Below are 21,819 nucleotides of genomic sequence, written 5' to 3'. Positions count from 1 at the left end.
ACTTGCCGATCCGAAGGGCCTGGCGCCAGACGCGCGCGGGTGCTTGCCGTCGCTTAAACCCATGACGATCGCAACCTCGTCGGGGGAAGCAATAACGACCCTTCCCAGAAGGTAGATATGGCGCAGCCCCGCCTTGCGGCAAGCCCCCGGCCATGGCGTATCAACCCGGCTCCGAAAAACCATAGCGGAGCACTGAATGCGTATTTTGTTATCGACTTACGGCTCGCGCGGCGACGTCGAACCGCTGGCGGCGCTGGGCGCGGCGTTGCAGGCGCACGGCGTCGAGGCCAAAGTGAGCGCGCCTGGCGACGCGGAATTTGCCGCCCTCCTGGCCCGCGCCGGCGTGCCGATGGCCCCGGCCTTCGCGCCGGTGCGCCAATGGGCGAAGGAAATGATCGACCGGTCGCGATCGGCGTCGCCCGAAGAGCGGGCCAGGCTCATTGCCGGCCAGGCGACCGAGATCGTAGCCAGGCAATATGAGGCGCTTAGCGTAGCCGCCGAAGGCTGCGATGCCGTGCTGGCGTTCGGCCTTTTCCCTTCCTGTGCCGCCGCGCGGCTGGTCGCGGAACAACGCGGCATGCGCTACATGCTCGGCACGTTCTGCCCAATCTGGCTGCCGTCGCCACACAACCGGCCGCATGAATATCCGAGCCATCCGCTGCCGCCCGGCGTGACCGACAACCGGCTGCTGTGGGAGATGGATATCCGAACCAAGAACGCCCTCTTCGGCGAGGCGATCAACGGCCAGCGCGCATCGCTCGGGCTGCCCTCGGTGGAAAATGTCCGGGACTATGTCTACGGCAACAGGGTCGTGCTCGCCTGCGACCCGACGCTCGGGCCATGGCCGGGCTCGGACCTGATCGATGCGGTGCAGACCGGCGCCTTCCTCCTGCGGGACGAGCGGCCCCTCCCCGATGGCCTGGAGGCCTTTCTCGATGCGGGCCCGCCACCTGTCTATGTCGGCTTCGGCTCGATATCGGTGGCCAGGGAAGCCGGCGCCGCCGCCATCGCGGCGATCCGCGCCAAGGGCCTTCGCACAGTCATCGCGCATGGCTGGGCGGAACTCGGCCCCGCCGACGATCGCGACGATTGCTTCGCCGTGGGCGAGGTCAACCAGCACAGCAGGCGCTGTTCGGCCGCGTCGCCGCCGTCATCCACCATGGCGGCGCCGGCACGACCGTTGCCGCGGCGCGGGCGGGAGCGCCGCGGGCGATCGTGCCGCAGATCGGCGACCAGCCCTATTGGGCGCGGCGGGCGGCCGAACTGGGGATAGGCGCCGCGCATGACGGTCCGATGCCGAGCGCGGAGTCGTTGTCGGCCGCGTTGGATGTGGCGCTTGCGCCCGAAACTAGCGCTCGTGCTGCGGCAGTGGCCGGCAAGATCCGCGCCGACGGCGCCGAGGTGGCGGCAAGGCTGCTGATTGAATTGGCGGGGCAAACCAGCCGGTGAACTCATTGCGTCGTTAGTTCCGCCAGCGCCCTTTGCAGGGGCGTCGGCGAGACCTGGATCGGGCCTGAGAAGGGACTGTCGATGTCGATGATCAAATAGACCGCCGCCGCCGCCAGCGCTGCGGAGACGAGGCATGTGAGGACGACGGTGCCATTGTGCGGGGCCCGGAAGCCGAAGCTGGCGAAAATAAGCGTCAGCCATGCCACGAGCAGCACGATCAGCGGCGCAGGGATGGCGCCCTCGGATTGCTCGGCCAGTATCCAGCGCTGCTCGATCAGTTTCTGGAGTTGCTGCGTCGCGGCCTGTTGCGCGGCGGTCTGCCTGGCATCCGCGGGCGTCAATCCCGCCAGGATGTCGCCGACCTGATAGAGCAGCAGTTCCGACAGCTTGTTCGGGACGACGGTTGTGTCGCTGTCGGCGGTGGAGGTGTCGACGACGCGCTGGACATAGGCAGCGAGCGACTGCCGGGCGCCGTCCGCCTCCGGCCCGTAATGCCGGAGTGTTCGGTCGAGCAGAATAATCTCGGTGGCGAAGGTGTGTACGTTGCCGTTGATGGACTCAAACGTGTTCTTGGCCGAGTTGATCATCAGGCCGAGCATCAGCGACGACATCACCACGAACAGGTTCGCGGCAAGCCGCACCACCGCGCTGGTGTCGTCCTGAAGGTGGTGAGCGGGGAAGCGCTTATGCACCATCAAGCTGACCAGCGAGGCCCCGGCCAGGCAAGCAAAGATCGCTGTCCCTACAAGCACTTCGCCCATGGCTGACATTGTAGCCGAGGCGCGGCGCTTGCCAATTGGCTGTGCGGGGGTTGAATCAACGTCGAAGCATAAGGACGTATATCGTTGGCCTGTAAGGCGACTTTCATGCCGGGCTCCACGCACAGCGAAGCGAAAGATCGAAAACCGCTTTCAATACCGGGCGAAGGCGCTATCTATGGCGCGGGGCGGCTCCCTACCAATCACGAGGCTATCCATGACAATTCGCGCTGTCGTCTGGGGTGAGAACATCCATGAGCGGACCAATGAGGTGGTCGCCGGCATCTATCCGGAAGGCATGCATGCGACCATCGCCATGGCGCTGAATGCGGACAAGGCGATCTCCGCCTCGACTGCCACGCTGGAGCAGCCCGAGCATGGCCTGCCGGAATCCCGCCTCGCCGAAACCGACGTGCTCGTCTGGTGGGGCCACAAGGACCATGGCGCGGTGGCCGACGAGGTGGTCGAGCGCGTCGCTCGCCGCGTCTGGGAGGGCATGGGGCTGATCGTGCTCCATTCCGGCCATTTCTCGAAGATCTTCAAGCGGCTGATGGGCACGCCATGCACGCTGAAATGGCGCGAGGCCGGCGAGCGCGAGCGGCTTTGGGTGACGAGCCCCAGTCATCCCATCGCCGACGGCGTCGGCGAATTCTTCGAGCTCGAAAACGAGGAAATGTATGGCGAGCAGTTCGCTGTGCCGGAGCCGCTGGAAACAGTCTTCATCTCCTGGTTCCAGGGCGGCGAGGTATTCCGCTCGGGTCTGACTTACCGGCGCGGTGCCGGGAATGTCTTCTACTTCCGCCCCGGACACGAAACCTACCCAACCTATCACGATGCGACGGTCCAGAAAGTGCTGCGCAACGCGGTGAAGTGGGCACACAACCCGCAGGGGTCGAAGCCCGCCATCCTCGATGCCCCGAACGTGCCGGTGGAGAAGGCGCTGGAGCCGATCGAGGAGCGCGGGCCCAAGCTGCACGCGCATGGCGAGGCCGGCTTCCGCTAAAAAAGCGCTTCCCTGCTCCGCTTGGGATTGCGCGGATACAGTGCCTGGGTCACATTCGCCCTGCATGATTGAATCGAACCAAATCGCTCAAAGGAGCAGAACATGCGGCTTTTGATACTCGGTACCGGCTGGATGGCGCAGGAACATGCCCGCCGCTTCGGCGCCATCGAGGGCGTGGAACTGGCGGCGGCCGTCGATGTCGATGAAAAGCGCGTCGGCGAGTACGCAGACGGCTTCAAGATTCCAAAGCGCTTCACCTCGCTGGAGGCGGCGCTCGACTGGGGCGATTTCGACGCGGTCGCCAATGTCACGCCGGACCGCATCCACCACCCGACCACCCTGGCGCTGGTCGCCGCCGGCAAGCCGGTGCTGTGCGAAAAGCCGCTGGCGGAAGATTTCGGCAAGGCGAGCGAAATGGCCGATGCCGCGGAAGCCGCCGGCATCGTCAACATGGTCAACCTCACCTATCGCAACGTGGCCGCGCTGCAGAAGGCGCGCCAAATGGTGCAGGCGGGCGAGATCGGCACGGTGCGCCATGTCGAGGCGTCCTACCTGCAGAGTTGGCTGGTGTCGAAATTCTGGGGCGACTGGCGCACCGATCCGAAGTGGCTGTGGCGGCTGTCGCGCGGCCACGGCTCGAACGGCGTGCTCGGCGATGTCGGCATCCACATCCTCGATTTCGCCAGCTATGGCGCGGCGCTCGACATCGACCATGTGTTCTGCCGGCTGCGCGCCTTCGACAAGGCGCCGGACAACCGCATCGGCGAGTACCAGCTCGACGCCAACGACAGTTTCGCCATGACGCTCGATTTCTCCAATGGCGCCTTCGGCGTGGTGCATGCCAGCCGCTGGGCCACCGGCCATATCAACGAACTGCGCCTGCGCATCCATGGCGACAAAGGCGCCATCGAAGTGGTGCACAATCTCGAGGGCTCGGCTCTGAAGGCGTGTGTCGGCAGCAATGTCGAGAACGCCAAATGGGAGGAGCTCGATGCCGGCACGGTGCCGACCAACTACCAGCGCTTCGTCGAGGCGGTGAGGAGCGGCGTGCAGACCGAACCCACCTTCCGGCACGCGGCAGGCCTGCAGAAGGTGCTGGACCTTGCCGTGGTGTCGGATGAGAAACGGGCGGAGTTGAGAGCCAACGCGGATACGCAGTGAGGTTTCGCGGGGTGCAGGGAGGCGTCGCGCTCTACGGTGGCCCCCCTCTGTCCTGCCAGCCTTACCATTGTCCCTAAGAACGATAAATCGCGACCGCAGCCGCCACCAGCGCCGCATTGCCGTCCGCCACGCTGCCGTCCGGCAATTCCTTGCCGTCCTCCAATCCCACTCGGGTTGAAAACTTGCGCGCCGCCGCACGCTCGACGAAGGGCCAAACCGTGGCATTCTCGCCGTGCAGCAGGATGGAGCGGCGGATGCCGGCGCGTTCCAGCACCGTCTCGATGCCGTCCGCCACCGCAAAGGCCTCGCCCGGCGTCTGCTCCGAAATCTCGATCAGCACGCGCAGCACCCGGCCGCCATGATCGAGGCCGACCAGTCGTTCGGCGTCGCCGATCGACGCCAGGCCGGCCTCGATGCCGATGCCGCGCTGGCGCAGGCTTTCCATGACCACAGGCGCCGCCGTCTCGCTGAGATTAACCGAGGCATAGTCGGGCAGTTCGCGCCAGCCGGAGATGGCGACAAGCGTGCGCAGGTCGTCCTTCTCGATCCAGGCGCCGGTGGAGACGCCGATCAGCGTGCCCGGGCAGGCGCGGCGGAGCCCCGCGATCGTCCTGTCCATCGCCTCCGGCGCCAGGCTCTCTCGCCCGTCGGCGCCACGTGCATGGACGTGCAGCTCGGCGGCGCCCGCAGCGATCGAGGCGGCGGCGTCACGCGCCATGGCCTCGGGGTCGAGCGGCAATGCCGGGTGGAAATCGGCGGGACGGGCGCCGTTGATGCAGGCCTGGACGATCATCGTTGCGGCAATCCTGTTTCGGTTGGCTGAAGCCTAGCCCAGGATCGGAGCGGCCGGAACCGGAACGATGCAATCTCCTGACAGGCCGCGCGACCAATATCCCCCCGGCCTGCGACCAGAGGGATAGACATTCATCGCGGGCGATTGCCGAACTTCGAAAACCCCTTAGGCCGGCACGCGCTTCAGCGCCTGCGCCATGCAGTGAATGCCGCCCCCGGTCTTGGAAATCTCGCTCATGTCGACGGCCGCGACCTCGAAGCCCTGTGCCTTCAGCTTCTCGATCAGCGTCCTGCTGGAAGTCGGCGCGATCACCCTGTCCTTGCCGAGCGACATGAAGTTGCAGCCGAGCGCCATCGTGTCCTGGAAGGGCACGTCGATGATCTCGTGGCCCTTGCCCTTCAACCAGTCGACGATGCCGGGCTCGGTGCAGGCGAGGCAGACGGCGGTGAGCTTTTCGGCGATCGGCACCACCATCAGGTCGATATGGACGTAATATTCATCGATGAAGGCAAGACGCGTCTCCCAGCCTTCCTTCTCGAACCAGTCCTGCACCTGGCGCGCGCCCTCTTCCTGCGTGCGGGCGCCGCCGCAGCCGATCAGCACCACGCCCTCCTCGATCACGTTGAAGTCGCCACCCTCGAAGGTGCCGGCCGTCACCATGTCGTAGATCGGGATGCCGAGCTTTTCATAGGTGCGGATGGCGGCGTAGTTTTCGCCGCGCCGCCACCAGTTGGCCATGGCGGTGATGAAGGCGCCGTAAGGCGTCATGACGCTGGAGTCGCGCGAATAGACCTGCATCGGCAGTTCCGGCGTCGGCTCGTGCCAGTGGATGTTGACGCCGAAATGCTCATAGGCCGCGACGAGGTCCTTGTGCTGCGCCTGCGCGATCTGGACGTTGCAGGGCGCCTCGCGCAGATGCTTCCTCGACAGCGAGCTGGTCGAGAGGTGGCGCAGGAAATTGGGCGAGCCGAGCAGCACGTCGGTCAGCACATCGGTTTCGTTGGCGAAACCCCAGGCGGTCAGCGGCTTGGTGCCGCCATTGGGGTTGCGGCGCTGCAGCGAGAAAGGCTCGGCGACGATGCGGTCATGGACGGTCATTGAGTTCTCCTCGAGCTGGTGTCGTTGTTGATCAGTCATGCGGTGGAAGCGGCCGGGATCCACCAGTCGCGGCCGCGCGGCGTGGTGACATATTCCGGCCAGCGGGAGTTGATCGGCGGTTCGTAGTCGCAAAGCGGCGCGATCCAGTTCGAGCCGCCGATACCGCCGCCGGTTCGCTTGACGAACTCGTCCATCGCGGCATCGCGCGTGGCCTTGTCTTCCAGCAGACGCAGCGCCGTCAGCGCGACCGTCTTGGCGGCGCAGGTCACCATCGGGTCGATGGTGGCCGGAATGCCACCCAGTGCGTTCATCACCCACGCAGGATAGGCGTGGCCGTTTGCCGAGCGCAGCGCCGGACGGGCGACATAGAAGCGCGAGGTCGGCGCGTGCCAGCTCATGTCGGTGTAGTCGTCCGAGGTCGAGTTCACTTGCGACGGCGGCAGATCGCGGCGCAGGATCGCCTCGGCCTCCTGCGGCGCGATCAGCCGCTCCAGCTCGTCGATGAACGGATTCTCGGTCGCCTCGCCGCCCGCGTTGACCTGGACCTCGCGGGCGATGGCCCTCGCCGCCTCGTCCCAGCGCGGCGCGCCGACGGTCGAGAGCGACTGATAGGTGATGTCGGCCATGGCGTGGTTGGCGAGCCCCGGCCGCGACTTCGATACCCAGTGGCGCTCGTAGCGGCAGCCGCTCATCTTGGCCGCCGCTTCCGCGTTGCGGTCGAGCACGGCGGTCACCTGCTCGGCCATGGCAATGGTCGGCACGCGGATCATGTATTGGATCTCGGCCAGCCCCGCCGGGAGGTTGTCGGCGGTCGCCTGCCCCGCCGTCAGGATCGCCTCGCTGATCGACCAGCCGCCCTGATGCGTCAGCATGGAATCGCGCAGCGCCTTGGAGGCCATGTACATCATCATCAGCGCATCGTTGGCGCCGGGCGCCCGGACCGCCGAATGCGCCTGCGGGATCGGCGCGCCGTCGCTGGCGCGAACCCAATTTTCCGGTTGGTCGCAGACGAAGCGATAGATCATCGAATAGGCGGCGCCGCAATGCGTGTCCCAGCGCGCGGTGTTGCAGAGCGGCAGCATGTAGAAGGGATGGAAGGAGATCATGCCGGCGAGGCCGTCATAATAGCCTTTTGCGGCGTGGATCGGCTTGGAGCCCCTCACCTTCTCGGCCGGCTCGCCGGTGAAACGCAGCGTGCCCTTGATGCCATGCTCCAGCATCGCCGCCTTGGTGGCCAGAAGCCCACCAAGGCTGCCGATGCCGAGGCCCGAATGCGGATCGGTGTGGCCGCCGGCCTCGACGCCGAGGCCCGGCCGCGCGCGTTTGACCGTCGCGGCATCCTGGCAGTTGCCGGGCACGGCGTCATACTCGCCATACATGCCGATCACGGGCCCGTCGCCATTCGTCCAATGGGCGCAGAAGGCCGTCGGCATGCCACCGGAACGTTCCTCGACGGAAAAGCCTTCGCGCTTCAGCCGATCCACATACCAGGCGGCCGACTGGTACTCGCGCCAAGCGGTCTCGCCGAAATCGAAGATTGTGCGCGTCCAGGCCGACAGCAGCGGCTGGATACTGTCGATGCAGGCGAGCGCGGTTTCTTGCGCCGAGGTCGTCACCGGTTTGTCCATGGCTCAAAGAAAGCAGTGAAGCGGTCCATCAAAAAGTGATATGTTTTCCCGGTTCGTGCAAATTCGGTTCACCTGAGGCCTCTTGCGAATACCTTCCACGCAGGCGCTGCGCGCCCTCGACAGTTTTGCTCGTCACGGCAGCGTTTGGCGCGCCGCCGACGAGCTTCACCTTACCCGAAGTGCTGTCTCGCATCAGCTGCGACTGCTCGAGCGCGATCTCGGTTTCGATCTCTTGCAGCGCATCGGCAAGGGTGTGGCCCTCACCCCACGCGGTCAGCGTTATGCTGCCGATGTCCGGAAGGCGCTGACCGTGCTCGGCGACGCGGGAACGCAAAACAGCGGCGCCGGCGTCGGCGGCTCCTTCGGCATCTCGTGCCCGCCGGGCTTCGCCTCGATGTTCCTGTGCACGCATATCGGCGAATTCCAGCAGATGTATCCGGACGTGGCGCTCTCCGTGCTGACGCCGCGGCGACTCGATGACGTCTCAAATCCCGAGGCCGACGCCTTCATCACTTTCGGTGTCGGCAACTGGCCGAACCGGGCGGTGGAACTGCTTTGCGAAGTCTCCTTCACGCCACTCTGCAGCCCGAGACTGCTCAACAAGGTCGGCGGCTTTTCCAAACCCGCCGACGTGCTGCGCGCCAGCCTGCTCCATCTCAGCGACACCGAGGACTGGGCGCGCTGGCTGGCGCTGTCCAAGGTGGAAAATCCCGATACCGAAGGCGGCATCTTCTTTTCCGACATGAACCTCGTCTTCTCGGCGGCGATCGCCGGCCAAGGGATTGCGCTAGGCGACGAGCTGACCGGCCGCCAGGCGCTGAGCGAAGGCCGGCTAGTCAAGCCGTTCGAGGCGTCGGTCCCCTCGCCTCGTTCGTATTATCTGGTGTACGAGCATGCGAAGGCCGGGCATCCGGTGCTGAATGCGTTCAGCGACTGGCTAAGGGCGAAGTTGTCGGAGAACAGGCTTTAGGCGAATTGAGGTTAGCTGATCTCCCCTCTCGTGGAGGAGATCAGCAGTTCCAGCGCCGTTCCCTCTCTCGGACGTGAATCAAATTTGCCGATCAGGCGAAAACTATTCGGTTGCGGTGAGCCGCAGCCATGCCTACGATTTCATTGGGAACTGAGGAAAGAGCCAGGATGCAGCAACCCGGCCGGGCCGCAGAAATCAAGGCGAACGGGATCGGCAAGAGCTTCGGCTCCTTCCGGGCGCTGGACAATCTTACGCTCGATATCGGCCGCGGCGAGTTCCTGACGCTGCTCGGGCCCTCCGGTTCCGGCAAGACCACCTTCCTGATGATCCTGGCCGGCTTCGTGCAGCCGAGCGAAGGCAAGCTTTTCAGCGACGGCGTCGACATAACCAACCGGCCGGCCGAACAGCGCGCCGCCGGCATGGTCTTCCAGGGCTATGCCCTGTTCCCGCATATGAGCGTGGAGCAGAACATCGCCTTCCCGCTCAAGGTGCGCAAGAAATCCGCCTCGGAAATCAAGCAACGTGTCGGCGAAATGGTCGAGCGCGTCGGTCTCAAGGGCCATGAGAAGAAACTGCCGACGCAGCTTTCCGGCGGTCAGCAGCAGCGCGTGGCGCTGGCCCGCGCGCTGGTGTTCGAGCCGGGCGTGCTGCTCCTCGACGAGCCGTTCTCTGCGCTCGACAAGAGCCTGCGCGGCCAGATGCAGGCCGAGATGAAGCGGCTGCACCAGGAGACCGGCACCACCTTCGTCTTCGTCACCCACGACCAGAGCGAGGCGCTGGCGCTGTCGTCGCGCGTCGCCATCTTCAACCACGGCAAGCTCTTGCAGGTCGGCAGGCCGGACGAGGTCTATGACCGCCCGGCCAACCGCTTCGTCGCCGAGTTCCTGGGCGAGATCAACATGCTGCCGGTGAAGGGCGTGCGCCCCGCCGACAATGGCGCGACCGGGCTCTGCGAGGACCGCGCCGTCAACATGCGCTGCAAGGCCGAGACGATAAAGGGCGACGCCATCCTCGCCATCCGACCCGAGGACATGTCGATCGCGCCGGAAGCATCGGTCAACGAGAACGGCATCGCGGCGACCGCCGTCGCCTCGACCTATCTCGGTGCCGCGACCAAGCTAGACCTCACCACGCGCCAGGGCGCCAAGGTCACCGTCTCGGTGCCGAACGAGGTCGCCGCCGCGGCCTTGAGCAAAGGCAATTCCGTCTGGCTGACCTGGCCGGCGGAAAAAGGTTTCCTCCTTCCGGACGGAGGACAATAGAGAGCGCCGCCGCGGCCTAAAATCGCCGCGCCGGCTTCCGGTTCAAATCAACGACAACAAGGGGAACTGACATGACGACCGATACGAAGAAACAAGCCATGGAAAACCTCGCGGAGCGGGCGAAGCGCGGCGAGATCTCGCGCCGGCAATTCGCGCAGCTCGCGGGCCTCGTGCTTGCCGGCACGCCGATGCTTCTGCGCTCGACCGGCGCTTTCGCCGAGACCAAGGGGCTGGTGCTGGTGAACTGGGGCGGCGATGCCATCACGGCTTACGACGCAGCCTATGGCCAGGCCTTCACCAAGGACACCGGCATCCCGGTCAAGATGGACGGCTCGGGCCCGACCGAGGGCGCGATCGCGGCGCAGTACAAGAGCGGCGCGCCGACCTGGGACCTGGTCGACGTCGATCCGTTTTCGGCGATCACGCTCGGCGGCCAGGGCATGCTTGAGCCGATCGACTACAAGGTCGTCGACAAGAGCAAGATGCGGCCGGGCTTCGGCTGGGAATATGCCGCTTCGACCTACTTCTTCTCCTACGTGATCGCCTACGACTCGCAGAAGTTCGGCTCCAATGCGCCGACCGGCATGGCCGACTTCTTCGACGTCAAGAAGTTCCCTGGCAAGCGCTCGCTCTACAAATGGGGCGTGTCGAGCTGGGAAGCGGCGCTTCTGGCCGACGGCGTGGCGCCGGCCTCGCTCTATCCGCTCGACCTGAAGCGCGCGCATGACAAGATCGCCGCCTTCAAGGAAAACGTCGTCTCCTATTGGGGCGGCGGCGCCGAAAGCCAGAGCGTTCTGCTCAACGGCGAGGCCTCGATGGCGATCGTGTGGTCGACCCGCGCCTCGCTGATCGAGCAGGATTCGGGCGGCCAGATCAAGTTCATCTGGGACCAGGGCCTGATTTCGCCCGGCGCGCTCGCGGTGCTGAAGAACAACCCCGGCGGCAAGGACGCGGCGATGAAGTTCATCGCCAGCGCGCAGGACCCACAGAAGCAGCTTGTCATGTTCGACAAGCTCGGCCAAGGCCCGGCGAACCCGGCGGCCGACGCGCTGATCTCGGCCGACAAGAAGCGCATCAACCCCGTCGATCCGGAAAACATGAAGAAGCAGATCCCGCTCGACATGGAGTGGTACGCCAAGAATTACGGCGCCGCACTCGACGAATACACCAAGATCATCTCGGCTTGACCGGCCGAGATCTTCAACCCCGATGAGAGGCATCCTCTCCGACAGGATGGGCGCGGCGCTGCTGATGGCGCCGCTGCTCCTGTTCCTTATCCTTGCCTATGCCTGGCCGTTCCTCGGCGTGGTGAAGTGGAGTTTTACGCTTCCAACGCCAGGGCTGGAGCAATATCACGCCCTGCTTACCGATGACCTCGTGCAGTCGGTGTTCATCCGCACGCTGCGCATCGCGGCGATCGTCACCGTCGTCTCGGTCACCGCCGCCTATGCGATCACCGTCGTCTGGGTGCGCGGCAGCCCGACGCAGCGCATGCTTGCCGAATTCTGCATCCTGGTGCCGTTCTGGATCTCGGTGCTGACGCGCGCCTTCGGCTGGGTGGCGCTGCTCTCCAACCGCGGCCTGATCAACACCTGGTTGCAATCGATCGGCTTCATCTCGGAGCCGCTGACCCTGGTGCGCAACGAGTTCGGCGTCATCGTCGGCATGTCGCATTTCCTGATACCCTTCGCGGTGTTCCCGCTGGCGTCCGCCATGCGCAGCCTTGACGAGCGGGTGTTGCTCGCGGCGCGCGGCCTGGGCTCCAGCCGCATGCGCACGTTCTGGACGGTGTTCGTGCCGATGACGCGCTCCGGCATCATCGGCTCGGCGCTGATCACCTTCGTCTTTTCGCTCGGCTTCTTCGTCACGCCGGCGATCCTTGGCGGCGGCCGCAGCGTGATGATCGCGGAGCTGATCTATCTGCGCATCTTCCAGAGTCCGGACTGGGGGCTTGGCGCGGCGATCAGCGTCGTTCTGGTGGTGTTCGTCGGCGCGCTGATGGCGCTCCTGTTCCGCTACGTCAAACCGAAGCAACTGGTGTAGCGCGATGCCGACTTATCGCCCCGGCCCCGTCTCGCTCATCCTCGCCGTGCTGGTGGCGCTGTTCCTGCTGATGCCGCTGCTTGCCGTCATCCCGGTGTCGCTGACGCCGAGCCGCATGCTGACCATGCCGACGGGTGAATTGTCGCTGCGCCATTACCGCTCGCTGATCGAGGATCCGCGCTGGCTGGAATCGATCCTGCTCTCGCTCAGGATCGGCGTCGTCAGCAGCATCCTTTCCACCGCGCTTGCCCTCACCTTCAGCCTCGGCGTGTGGATGTTCCAGCCGCGCTTCACCGCCGCGCTCGTCGGCTTCGTGCTGTTGCCGATGGTGGTGCCGCCGGTGGTCTCGGCCGTCACGCTCTATTTCCTGCTCACCTCGGTCTCCGGCCCCACCTCCTTCTTCGGCTACGACACCTGGCTGGGTGTGGCGATGGCGCATTCGGTGATGACGGTGCCTTTCGCCACGGTGCTGATCCTGGTGTCGCTCAGCCAGCTCGACCGCCGTATCGACCTTGCCGCGCGCGGCCTTGGCGCCAGCGTTTGGGAACGCGCGACGCGCGTCATCATGCCCAACATCAAGTTCGGCATCGTCACCGCGGCACTGCTGTCCTTCGTGCTCTCCTGGGAGGAGATCGGCGTGACGCTGTTCATCACCTCGGTGAACGCCATCACCTTGCCGCGGCTGATGTGGATGGGCCTGCGCGACAACATCGATCCGGCGATCGCGGCACTTTCGGTGATCCTGATCATCATCACCGTGCTGGTGCTCGCCGTGCGCAGCGTCGTCACAAGGCAGCGAACCGCACGCTAAACGGCCTGATCAGTCAAACCTGACCGAGACGCGGCCGAACCTGCCCAAATCGCCGGTGACTTCATCGCCGGGCTCGACTTCTATCGGCTTAACGCAGGTGCCGGTTATCACCACCTGCTCCGGCTCTAGTGCGATGCCGAGGCCCGACAATTCGTTGACGATCCATTGAAGGGCAATCCGGGGGTCACCCAGCACGGCCGCCCCCGATCCGTCATGGCGCGACTTCCCGGCGACGAAGGCGACCACCGGGTGCTTCGCCAGATCCACATCGCGCCAATCGTCTTCCGCGGCCTCGCCGATGACAAACAGATTGGCGCAGGCGTTGTCCGCGATGAGTTGCGCCGCGCCGACTGCGCAGAAATCGTCGTATCGCGAGTCCGGTATTTCGATCGCCGGATGCAACGCCGCCACCGCATCCATCACCTCGGCGATCTCATAGGGCTCGGCGCGCGGCTGCAGCTCGCGGCCGAAACGAAAGGCGAATTCGATTTCGGCCACGCGCATCCTGCTGGGCGCCAGCGAAACGGTTCCGCCGACGTCGACCGCCTTCTCCGCCAGCAGGCGCCCGGCCATCGGACCGTCGACATTGATGTGCCTTTGCCCGGCAAGGCTGGTTGCGGCGATCTTCCAACCGAAAAGCGGAGCCGCGGAGCGATCCATCACATGCGACTGGACGGCATAGCCTTCGGAGCGGGTGCGTGGCCGCAGGAGCTCGGGTATCGCATCGAAGCGGGTGCCGTTGTCCCAGTGGTTCACCAGCAGGTGTGAAGCGGCCCTGGCCTTTTCTGGATCGAACATCGTCAGCACCGAAAAATCAAAAAATGCCGCGCTGCCCTTAGATCGGGAGCCCGGCATGGACATTGCGCAATGTGAACGGATCGAGACGATAGGTGACCGGGAATCGAGAGTCCAGATCGGCAAGGCGATGGAGTACTGCGACGGCACAAGGCATGCCGTGACCGCAGAACGAAAGAGGCCCGCCGGGAGCGGCGGACCTCTTACGGAGCCGAAGTGGAAGCTCGGCGCCGTCATGATCCGGGGGTGTGGATCAACTCGAAATCTAGCCAACAGTGCCCGGCCCGGCGACTTACAAATCTGTAATCTTCGGCCCGGCAGGATCAGGTGACACCAACAAAAAGAGGCACGTTATCATTGCCTTGCGAGCGTCCGCGATCGCGCCGTCGCGGCGCCTTCAACCAAAAGTGATGGAGCGGAAACCGGCTGACTACCGATTCCGCGGCAACATTCTGGTCAGGACCGTGTCCCGGCGAATGAAGTGGTGATAGAGCGCAGCCATGGCGTGCAAGCCGGCCATGATCAATATGCCGTTCGCGCAGAGCGAATGAAGCTCGCGAATAGTGCGTGCGGTCACCCTGTCCGGTGCGAACGGTGCGGGAATCGTAAACAGGCCGAAGAAGCTCAACGCGTCGCCCCGGAACCAGGTCAACAGGATCCCGAGGACGGGGATGGCGATGAGCAGGGCATAGAGAATGAAATGCCCGATCTTCGCCGCTGCCTGCTCGACAGCGGGCATTTCCGACGGAAGGCCAGGCGCGCCCCTGAGGCCGCGCAGCACCACCCGCCAGAACACGAGCGCGGCCAGGAGAAGGCCAAATGAAATGTGCAACCGCCAGAAGAATGCGACCGCGGGATCCCCGCGGGGATAGAATGCGTCGCCATAGGTCAGGGCATAGAGCAGGACGACGAGCGCGAATAGTGTCCAATGAAGGAACTTCTGGGTGGACGTGTAGGTCATGGCGAGGGCCATTCCGAAGGGCTCCGTTTGACAGGTCTTCCCGTTTCGGACGCTTTCCCGGCAGACTTGTGGCCGCTAAATTAAGAATTCGTAAGACTCCGACACCCGGCAAAACGCAAACCAGCGCTTTGCGTGTCGCATTGCCGTCTATTCTCGTCCACGCCATCGAGGCGCCGCGCCAGACGAAGGCCCCCCGGCCTCGTCCGTGCGTAGCAGTCAGTTCAGGCGGCTTGCGGCCGCCGCATCCTCTCGACAAACGCCTGCCTTGCCGGTCCGGCAAGCGGCTTGTCCATGGCCAGCAGGCCATCGAGCAGCGCCAGAAGTTCGCGCGCTGCCGAAGACTTGCAGGAATAATAGACCATCTGACGATCGCGGCGGGTTTCGACCAGGCCAAACCTGCGCAGTTTGGCCAGGTGTTGCGACAGCGCCGATTGGCTGAGTTCGACCTTGTCAGCGAGCACGCCGACAGAGAGTTCGCCCTCGGCCAAGTAGTTCATGATGAGCAGACGCTTCTCGTTGCCCATCACCGCGAGAAAGGCTGCCGCGCTTTCTGCGTTGGCGGTAAGTTTCTTGGTGACCATCGATTTCCCCATGGTTCATGCTCTTCCGAAGGCCATGGGGGCAATGGCTTCAGAGTTCCAGAGCGTTGGTGGGCATGCCCCGATTTGGACACGGGACCTGCCCTGCTTCTTTTCAACCAGAACCCCTTCGTAACCCGGTTGCCACCACGTCGGGGTTGTTGGTCTCGGACAGAACGCGCGGTGCTTTTCTGGGCGCAAGTCAATGCAGACTCGGAAAAATTCCACGCTGCTAATGCGTATCAGCGAAGCGCTCATTCGGCAAGAATATAACGAGGCCGGCAAAGCAATGTCCAACCGCGGGCATGCAAGCATCACAGCCGGCGTGACCGGTCGAGAGACCTCGGCCACGATGTTGCCGCGACTCACTCCCGATCTCGAAGCGTGCTAATATTAGCCGGGCAAAGGAGACCGGGCTGTAGGAGGAAGCCATGTCCGTCGTACGCAACACGTTCACCCCCGACGAGACGGCCATGCTTGGCCGTGTCTACGAAAACGGCAATGTCGAGGGCGAGACCGCCGAGCAGAAGGAGGCGCGCGCCTCGCGCATCCTCGCCAATTACATGGCAGGCATCACCGACGAGGCGGAACTGATGGAGCTTTCGCGAAGGCCGCTTGGACGATGAGCCGCGCGTGCCGCATTGGTGAGACGGCTTCACGTTAAGTTGACGGTTCGCGGGGCAACTCTACGGTAAAATATATCGTTCTCCTCTACGGTATCGTTCCCCGACATATTCCGGGAGGTTAGCGATGATCCAAGGATGGTTTTCGAGGCCGGTCGAAGTCGCCGTGGGCGTTTCCGGCTCGATCCGCCACATATCCAACGCCGAGCAAGCTGTCGAACTGCTGACGGGCCAATGGCGCGATGCCGGTAGCGCCCCGCATGGCGCGGCGTTGCGCGCGTGCCGCCGGGCGATCCGCGGCGACGTCGCGGCGGACAATGCCAGGGAGGCCTTTGTTGTCGCCGCGCGCGAGGCGCATGTGCTGGTGGAATAGAGCGGACCGGCGTTCCACAAGTCCGCCTATCGATAGTAAAGCCACAAGAGCACCAGCACCGCGAACACCGCCGGAGAAAGCAGGATTCCGGCCCGAAAGATGCACATAGCCAGTTGAAGCGGAGTGAACATGCCTGGCGGCGTCGGCCCTATCGGTCACGCAACTTGACGGAGAACCGACGCGCCGTTCCAAACGGGCGCAAACGATCAGTTTCAGCGCGGGCACGGCTCATCCGCGCTTCCTCGTAGAGTCCGAAAGCGGTCGCTATCAATGTGGCGACGGTCATGGTGGATGCGAGCACGGCGATAAGCATGAGAGGTCTTCCCGCGTTTCATCAGCCTGCCGGATTCATTAGCGCCGTCCGCGAGGGCGCGGCAGTGACTTTGGTCACGCGATTTTTCAGCCATCCAGACATGGATCCGGAGACCCATGAGCCCGTCCGGGCGCGGTCGTCCCGGCCTTGAAATTCTTCGGAACCTAACGCGCGATAGTTGGTTAATGCGAGGGTCCGCACCGCCCCCGCGCGGACCCGCATCGGGTGCCCATCCGGCACCGATTGCTTGCTCTAAGACGATCATAAGAACGGAGGAAGTGATGAACGATGTCTGGTTTTCCGAACCAGTCGTGATCGATTTCCAGCCAAACGGCCAGCGCAAGGTATCAAGCTGTTTCGAAGCGATGGAATGCCTCGACCAACGCTGGCCGGGACAGGCGCGCGACGGCGCCTGGCGCTCGGCAAGCCGTGTCTGCCGCGATGCGCTTGACGGTCTGCGCAGCCCGGTGGAAGCCCGCAAGACCCTGCGCAAGGCGGCCAAGGTCGCCGGCCTGCTGGCTTAGCCTCGATTTCCCATGGCGTCCCACCGGGGACGCCGCCAAGCCCGTCGCGGTTTCCCATTGCCGCGGCGGGCTTTTGTTTCATGAGGGCGAGGCGACGGCCAACGCATACTCCGGAACACGTTCAAGCACGCATCCCGTTGGGCACATGAAACGCCGGCCGCTGGGCTTCGGGGTCGCCTGACGGGTTCAGGCCCTTCCATTTCGGCGATTCGGATGCCGGGCCGCAACGCAAACGCCGCGTGGTAAAGGGTGGTTACCATCCGCAGCGGCGGAGGACGAAACCAGGCTTGCGTGACCCGATCAGGCGAATCCGCCAAGCACTTCCGGAAACTGGACCGCCATCGCTCCTTCATCCGCCTGCCGGGCGTAGATCCGATGCATCTTCGTGCCGTCATATCTGGCCCGGCGGCGTTGCACGTCCTTGCCGAAAAGGCCGGCAACAGCATCGAAGCGCCGGAAGAAGCGCTTCATCACGCCGCGCTCGAATGGTATGCGCTGCTCGAACGGCTTTTGCCAGGGCGTGTCCTTCGCCAGGTCGCGCCAGATGCCCAGCGCTTCGAGTTCGACCCCGACCTGATTGCCCCACGGCTTGCCGCCCGCGAAATGCCTGGCCCAGGCCTGCGAGAAGCGAAATTCTCTCGTTCCGAGCGATTGCAGATTCCAGTTTGGATGCATCGTCTGCCATTTGCCCTCGAAGGCGACGTTCAGAGCATTTTGGTCATTCATCTTGCCATCGATGGCGGTCTTTCGCGTCCGCTCCAGCAGGGCCTTCTCCCGGACAGCGTTCATATCGAAGACGACCACACCGGAATTGAAATAAGGCGCGCCGGGCGCCAGCTTGAGCTTTTGCCGGTATGAAGGCCTGAAATACATGTAGTCGTCATGCGCGGCGAGCAGCGGGGCGCGCAGCGGTTGTCCGGCCAAGTCGCTGATGTCCCTGTTGAAGAGAACATCGCAGTCTGTGTAAGCGATGCGATCGTACAGCTCGAAAACCGGAAACCGATCGGCGAAAAGCCGAACGTAAGCGGCGATGCTGTATGTTCCGAAGCGAAAGCCGAAATTCGTCATGAAGTCCGTGACATCGACCAGTTCGACCTTGCCTTTCAGCAGATGGCGGGCAACTTCTAGGTCCGGTTCGCCCGCACCGGTGTAGAGCAGAAAGCCGTCGACCGGTGTCGAGACATCGATTATCCGACGCGCTGCCAGGCAGGCATATGGAAAGTATTTGGCGTCCGCGGCCAGGAAGAAACACGATTTGGTCATTCGCCACCGCAACCCTTATTTCGCCGCGGTGCCTGCCACAAAATGCTTCTCGACGAAAGCCTCGATCGGGCCGGTGAGCGAGGCCGCCTCGCTCTTGATCTTGTCATCGTCCCAGCGCCACCATTGGATCGCCAGAAGCTTCGATATGGTCTCCTCCGGGAATCGATACCTGATCAGGGTGGCCGGAGACCCGCCGACGATCGCGTAGGGCGGCACTTTTTTGGTGACGACGGCTCCGGCGCCGACAATCGCGCCATCACCGATCTCCACCCCCGGCAGCATCATTGCACCATTGCCGATCCAGACATCATTGCCGACGGTGATGCCGGCCGGCTTGCCGCCATTCGCGATCGGCTCGGGCTGCTTCAGCAATCGGCTGTAGATCGGGAATGACGTTGCGCTGTCGGTCGGATGCTGGCCAGAGCAAATGAAAAGCACTTGACCGGCAACCGAGCAGAAGGCTCCGACTTGCAGCGGAGCATCCTTCAAGGGGAACAGAACCTTTCGCCATGTCACGCCGTAGGTGTGACGGCCAACCGTTACATGCTCCGGCAACTTGGAGCGCATGTCCCTCAGCCATTTGGAAAGCGCCGACATTCAGATCCCTTCCCCAACGCTCATGCGACATAGCCCCGGACCGGCGGAACCATCAACCGGGAACTTTGGGCGGCGCAAGGGAGCGGCCCAGCCGAAAGCGCACCGACATCAGGAAAGTTTTGGGTGGATTGCGGTAGCGCGTGTTGGTAGTGGGAGGTCCCCGGCACTTCTCCCATTGATCGAATGAACGACGTTTTTGGTTATATCGCTTATGGCGACAACGAGGTTTATCACTTTGGCGCATTGCTGAGCGCACTTAAGCTTTTGCACAATTGCTCAGGCGCCAGAATAATCGTTGCAACCGACAGGCCCGAGCTTTTTCGTGGATACCCCGTCGAGACGATTGCTATAACCGCCGAGCAGAAAGAGTTCATGTCTTTCGGCTGGCGTTATCATTTCGGCATCAAGGCCGCGTTCCTCATCGAAATCCTGAAGCAAGCCGACCGCCTGATCTTCATGGACTCGGACCATTACCCTTATGTCGATCCATCCAGAGGGTTCCGACAGATTTCGCCGATTCGTTCATTCATGCGTAAGTGCGAGGGCGAGCATCGGCTTTACCCGGTTCTTACAGGCAAAGGCGTCAAAATCGCAGACTATACCCTGACTGGGCACGAACCGATGTGGCAAAGCGGAATCCTTGGCATTCATCGAGCCAATGTCGGTGCATTGACCGAAGCCTATTCCGCGATGCTGGCAGTACGCGAATTGACCAATACAGACGCACCCGAACAGTTTTGCATCGGTGTCGCACTTTCTCGAAAAGGCCTGGCTCTCAGCCGACACCACCTTCCGGTCAGCGACTACAACACTCGAGGCAAGAAGGCCTTCGCCAGCCCACGCGTGCTGCAGTTCTTCAAGATGTACGGCGATGCTCCAATTGCCGAGCAAATTAGGAGAGCCGGTTGGTATCGCCTATGGCGATCCCCCGTGGACCTTTGGCGCCAGCGGCGGAGGTGGTCGTTTTAGTTTGCTGTCGTCAGGTCGTCGCCGGTGCGCTGGCGATCCCGAGTTCGCATCAATGCGTGTCGATAGTCAATTTGAGGCCGGGTTGCCCGCCCGATGAAATCTTCAGGCTGCTTGATTTTTCTTACGCTGCCAAGCAAAGGGAGTACCGGGGGGTTGCCGCTTCGAGAGGCAGCCTTGGCATTCAAACCAATCGTGGACAGACTAAGCAGAAGCCAAGCCGTCATCCAGGCCAAGATGCTTCGCAACCAATTCGTCTATAAGATTTTCGAAAGTCGAGGACGGGCATCCGGGCACCTGCTCGCCAAGCAGTTGCAAGACGCAAGCGTATCGCGCGTTTGCATTACGATCGCTTTCAACACGCCGTGGGTGATCGACGCCTTGACGAAGGCGTGGGAAATCCAGCCGCCGGGAATGACGCTGGTGGTCGTCGACAATTCAACAAAACCTGAGGCCAGGGAGGCCATTGCCCGCATCTGCCGAATTCGGGACGTCCCCTATCTCGCGCTGCCGATGCGGATTGAGAAGCATCTGTCGAGATCGCACGGATCGGCGATCACATGGGCATTCAACAATATCGTGAGGCATTTGAAGCCGGAGCTGTTCGGCTTCATCGATCACGACTGCTTCCCGGTCGCCCCCTTCGATATTCCGTCCAAGCTGGAAGGCAAGGCGGCCTACGGGAAGAAATTCCTTCCGGGGGAAAACCACATCTACAAGCCAAAGCCCGGAGATCGGCACTGGAACCTGTGGGCGGGCTTTTGCTTCTACCGGTTCTCGGCCGTAGCTGGCCATCAGCTGAATTTCGAACCCCGCCTCAATCTCGGCTTGGATACTGGAGGCGCAAATTGGGCGCTCTTTTACTCTAAATTGGACGCCGACAAGGATGTGGCCGTCGCATTGGTGCGTGAAAGCCCGATGACGATGGCGGGCGCGGTCGGGCATCACGAATTCATCGACGGTGCCTTCTTCCATCTCGCCGGCGTGTCATATCCGGAAAGGCCTGGCTATCACCAACGGACGGTGGAGCATCGGGAAATGCTTCGAGATTATGTGTGGAACACGTATCTGGGCGGCTCCGCCGGGCAGACGGCGAGCGATTTCTGACGAGGCTTTTCGCGACCAAGCCGTTGGCGAAGGTTGGATCCGGAGTCAGCCAAGTCCCGTAAGTCGTTGAATAGACTGGCGATCCCGGCAGGATTCGAACCTGCGACCATCGGCTTAGAAGGCCGGTGCTCTATCCAGCTGAGCTACGGGACCGTCGGCCGGCCGGGCCGGCTGGTCTGTCATGCCGAGTGACGCAAGACCAGAGTCAGTGCGTCCAGGGCGTCCTGCGGTCATAGCGGAAATTGTCCGAATAGGAAATCTGCCGGCGCTTTGCTTCCTTCGGCTCTTCAACGCGATAGGCGATCTTTTCCTTCTCGGCATAAGCCATGGCCTCTTCCTTCGTGTCGAAGGTGAGCTTCACCTGGCTCAGCATGTCACCCGAGGTGGTGTAGCCCATCAGCGGGTCGATCTTCTTGCGCTGGGCGGGATCGAATTCCAGCACCCAATGTCCGGTCTTGGCCTTGCCGGACTGCATCGCGGTTTTGGCTGGACTGAAAATGCGCGCGGACATGACCACCTCTTTGCCGCCCGAAGACCGGGCACCTCGTTCAGCGCCTCCGGGGATCCTACGGAAGCCCCGATTTCACGCCAATCCGTCATTACTGTGCAATGGGCGCGGCGGCAAGGCCGCAAGCGCCCCTGCGTTCCCACGGCGCGGGGAACTTCGCCGTGCCGGCGACATTATCGAAAGGTCGGGCGGCGGGCCGGAGCCAGCCTTCCCGTGAACCATCCATCAGAAGCGG

Annotated in this window: 23 protein-coding genes, 1 tRNA gene and 1 pseudogene; 14 read left to right on the top strand and 11 right to left on the bottom strand. The window is 63.3% G+C overall.

Features of this window, described 5'->3' with window-relative positions:
• Positions 1–196: 196 nt before the first annotated feature.
• Both FJ957_RS32515 and FJ957_RS32510 read left to right on the top strand, forming a co-directional pair.
• Positions 197–547: pseudogene (locus FJ957_RS32515) on the top strand (glycosyltransferase); the annotation flags it as partial.
• A 293-nt stretch (positions 548–840) separates the two neighbouring features.
• Positions 841–1,449, top strand: a complete 609-nt coding sequence (locus FJ957_RS32510) for a nucleotide disphospho-sugar-binding domain-containing protein (protein WP_348642560.1) — start codon at positions 841–843, stop codon at positions 1,447–1,449.
• Positions 1,450–1,451: 2 nt separating this feature from the next.
• Here the strand turns inward: FJ957_RS32510 and FJ957_RS11765 are convergent, their stop codons facing one another.
• Positions 1,452–2,210: a DUF4239 domain-containing protein gene (locus tag FJ957_RS11765; protein ID WP_140831477.1), complete on the bottom strand. Its 759-nt coding sequence runs from the start codon at positions 2,208–2,210 to the stop codon at positions 1,452–1,454.
• Positions 2,211–2,424: 214 nt separating this feature from the next.
• On the opposite strand from FJ957_RS11765, the gene FJ957_RS11760 reads away from it, so the two are divergent.
• Positions 2,425–3,210 carry a ThuA domain-containing protein gene (locus FJ957_RS11760; RefSeq protein ID WP_140831475.1) on the top strand — a complete coding sequence of 262 codons (786 nt, stop codon included), beginning with the start codon at positions 2,425–2,427 and terminating at the stop codon, positions 3,208–3,210.
• 102 nt (positions 3,211–3,312) lie between these two features.
• Positions 3,313–4,371: a Gfo/Idh/MocA family oxidoreductase gene (locus FJ957_RS11755; protein ID WP_140831473.1), complete on the top strand. Its 1,059-nt coding sequence runs from the start codon at positions 3,313–3,315 to the stop codon at positions 4,369–4,371.
• A 73-nt stretch (positions 4,372–4,444) separates the two neighbouring features.
• Here the strand turns inward: FJ957_RS11755 and FJ957_RS11750 are convergent, their stop codons facing one another.
• From FJ957_RS11750 to FJ957_RS11740, 3 genes are all read right to left on the bottom strand, one after another.
• Positions 4,445–5,164, bottom strand: coding sequence for a 3-keto-5-aminohexanoate cleavage protein (locus tag FJ957_RS11750; RefSeq protein WP_140831471.1), 720 nt, complete (start codon positions 5,162–5,164; stop codon positions 4,445–4,447).
• A 165-nt stretch (positions 5,165–5,329) separates the two neighbouring features.
• Entirely contained in the window at positions 5,330–6,262 is a 933-nt protein-coding gene (locus FJ957_RS11745; RefSeq protein WP_140831469.1) for a dimethylarginine dimethylaminohydrolase family protein, read from the bottom strand.
• A gap of 35 nt (positions 6,263–6,297) precedes the next feature.
• The gene (locus tag FJ957_RS11740) at positions 6,298–7,890 is read right to left on the bottom strand and encodes an amidohydrolase (RefSeq protein WP_181180544.1); all 1,593 of its coding nucleotides are present in this window, start codon (positions 7,888–7,890) and stop codon (positions 6,298–6,300) included.
• Between the two features lie 82 nt (positions 7,891–7,972).
• Between FJ957_RS11740 and FJ957_RS11735 the strand changes: the two genes are divergently transcribed.
• The 5 genes from FJ957_RS11735 to FJ957_RS11715 all read left to right on the top strand — a co-directional run bounded on the left by FJ957_RS11735 (position 7,973) and on the right by FJ957_RS11715 (position 12,976).
• The gene (locus FJ957_RS11735; RefSeq protein ID WP_140831465.1) at positions 7,973–8,860 is read left to right on the top strand and encodes a LysR substrate-binding domain-containing protein; all 888 of its coding nucleotides are present in this window, start codon (positions 7,973–7,975) and stop codon (positions 8,858–8,860) included.
• Between the two features lie 167 nt (positions 8,861–9,027).
• Positions 9,028–10,122 carry an ABC transporter ATP-binding protein gene (locus FJ957_RS11730; protein ID WP_140831463.1) on the top strand — a complete coding sequence of 365 codons (1,095 nt, stop codon included), beginning with the start codon at positions 9,028–9,030 and terminating at the stop codon, positions 10,120–10,122.
• A 71-nt stretch (positions 10,123–10,193) separates the two neighbouring features.
• Positions 10,194–11,309 (top strand): ABC transporter substrate-binding protein, encoded by a 1,116-nt coding sequence (locus FJ957_RS11725; RefSeq protein WP_140831461.1) that lies wholly within the window; start codon positions 10,194–10,196, stop codon positions 11,307–11,309.
• A 22-nt stretch (positions 11,310–11,331) separates the two neighbouring features.
• Complete coding sequence (locus FJ957_RS11720; RefSeq protein ID WP_140831459.1) at positions 11,332–12,165, top strand: ABC transporter permease; 834 nt, start codon at positions 11,332–11,334, stop codon at positions 12,163–12,165.
• Between the two features lie 4 nt (positions 12,166–12,169).
• Positions 12,170–12,976 carry an ABC transporter permease gene (locus FJ957_RS11715; protein WP_140831457.1) on the top strand — a complete coding sequence of 269 codons (807 nt, stop codon included), beginning with the start codon at positions 12,170–12,172 and terminating at the stop codon, positions 12,974–12,976.
• Between the two features lie 9 nt (positions 12,977–12,985).
• Here FJ957_RS11715 and FJ957_RS11710 read toward each other — a convergent pair whose 3' ends face one another.
• The 3 genes from FJ957_RS11710 to FJ957_RS11700 all read right to left on the bottom strand — a co-directional run bounded on the left by FJ957_RS11710 (position 12,986) and on the right by FJ957_RS11700 (position 15,313).
• Entirely contained in the window at positions 12,986–13,774 is a 789-nt protein-coding gene (locus FJ957_RS11710) for a fumarylacetoacetate hydrolase family protein (protein ID WP_140831895.1), read from the bottom strand.
• A gap of 427 nt (positions 13,775–14,201) precedes the next feature.
• Positions 14,202–14,744 carry a cytochrome b gene (locus FJ957_RS11705; protein ID WP_140831455.1) on the bottom strand — a complete coding sequence of 181 codons (543 nt, stop codon included), beginning with the start codon at positions 14,742–14,744 and terminating at the stop codon, positions 14,202–14,204.
• 209 nt (positions 14,745–14,953) lie between these two features.
• On the bottom strand, positions 14,954–15,313 hold the full coding sequence (locus tag FJ957_RS11700; protein WP_040988334.1) for a metalloregulator ArsR/SmtB family transcription factor: 360 nt from the start codon (positions 15,311–15,313) through the stop codon (positions 14,954–14,956).
• Between the two features lie 428 nt (positions 15,314–15,741).
• Between FJ957_RS11700 and FJ957_RS11695 the strand changes: the two genes are divergently transcribed.
• The 3 genes from FJ957_RS11695 (at position 15,742) to FJ957_RS11685 (ending at position 17,143) form a co-directional block, all read left to right on the top strand.
• Positions 15,742–15,936: a hypothetical protein gene (locus FJ957_RS11695; RefSeq protein WP_140645003.1), complete on the top strand. Its 195-nt coding sequence runs from the start codon at positions 15,742–15,744 to the stop codon at positions 15,934–15,936.
• 124 nt (positions 15,937–16,060) lie between these two features.
• Positions 16,061–16,306, top strand: coding sequence for a DUF982 domain-containing protein (locus tag FJ957_RS11690; RefSeq protein ID WP_140645004.1), 246 nt, complete (start codon positions 16,061–16,063; stop codon positions 16,304–16,306).
• A gap of 594 nt (positions 16,307–16,900) precedes the next feature.
• On the top strand, positions 16,901–17,143 hold the full coding sequence (locus FJ957_RS11685; RefSeq protein ID WP_095816412.1) for a DUF982 domain-containing protein: 243 nt from the start codon (positions 16,901–16,903) through the stop codon (positions 17,141–17,143).
• A gap of 300 nt (positions 17,144–17,443) precedes the next feature.
• Here the strand turns inward: FJ957_RS11685 and FJ957_RS11680 are convergent, their stop codons facing one another.
• Positions 17,444–18,406 carry a glycosyltransferase gene (locus FJ957_RS11680; RefSeq protein WP_140831453.1) on the bottom strand — a complete coding sequence of 321 codons (963 nt, stop codon included), beginning with the start codon at positions 18,404–18,406 and terminating at the stop codon, positions 17,444–17,446.
• A gap of 15 nt (positions 18,407–18,421) precedes the next feature.
• Complete coding sequence (locus FJ957_RS32430; protein WP_181180543.1) at positions 18,422–19,003, bottom strand: CatB-related O-acetyltransferase; 582 nt, start codon at positions 19,001–19,003, stop codon at positions 18,422–18,424.
• 183 nt (positions 19,004–19,186) lie between these two features.
• On the opposite strand from FJ957_RS32430, the gene FJ957_RS11670 reads away from it, so the two are divergent.
• A complete protein-coding gene (locus tag FJ957_RS11670; protein WP_140831451.1) occupies positions 19,187–19,972 on the top strand; it encodes a hypothetical protein in 786 nt (261 codons plus the stop codon).
• 174 nt (positions 19,973–20,146) lie between these two features.
• Positions 20,147–21,076: a hypothetical protein gene (locus FJ957_RS11665; protein WP_140831449.1), complete on the top strand. Its 930-nt coding sequence runs from the start codon at positions 20,147–20,149 to the stop codon at positions 21,074–21,076.
• 76 nt (positions 21,077–21,152) lie between these two features.
• On the opposite strand, the gene FJ957_RS11660 is transcribed toward FJ957_RS11665, so the two are convergent.
• Positions 21,153–21,229 (bottom strand) — tRNA-Arg (locus FJ957_RS11660).
• Positions 21,230–21,281: 52 nt separating this feature from the next.
• On the bottom strand, positions 21,282–21,587 hold the full coding sequence (locus FJ957_RS11655; protein WP_140645008.1) for an ETC complex I subunit: 306 nt from the start codon (positions 21,585–21,587) through the stop codon (positions 21,282–21,284).
• Positions 21,588–21,819: the final 232 nt, after the last annotated feature.

The sequence above is a fragment of the Mesorhizobium sp. B2-4-6 genome (genome assembly GCF_006442775.1).
Lineage (GTDB): Bacteria > Pseudomonadota > Alphaproteobacteria > Rhizobiales > Rhizobiaceae > Mesorhizobium.
Note: the sequence above shows the minus strand (reverse complement) of the source record. Positions and strands in the feature narration are given on the sequence as shown.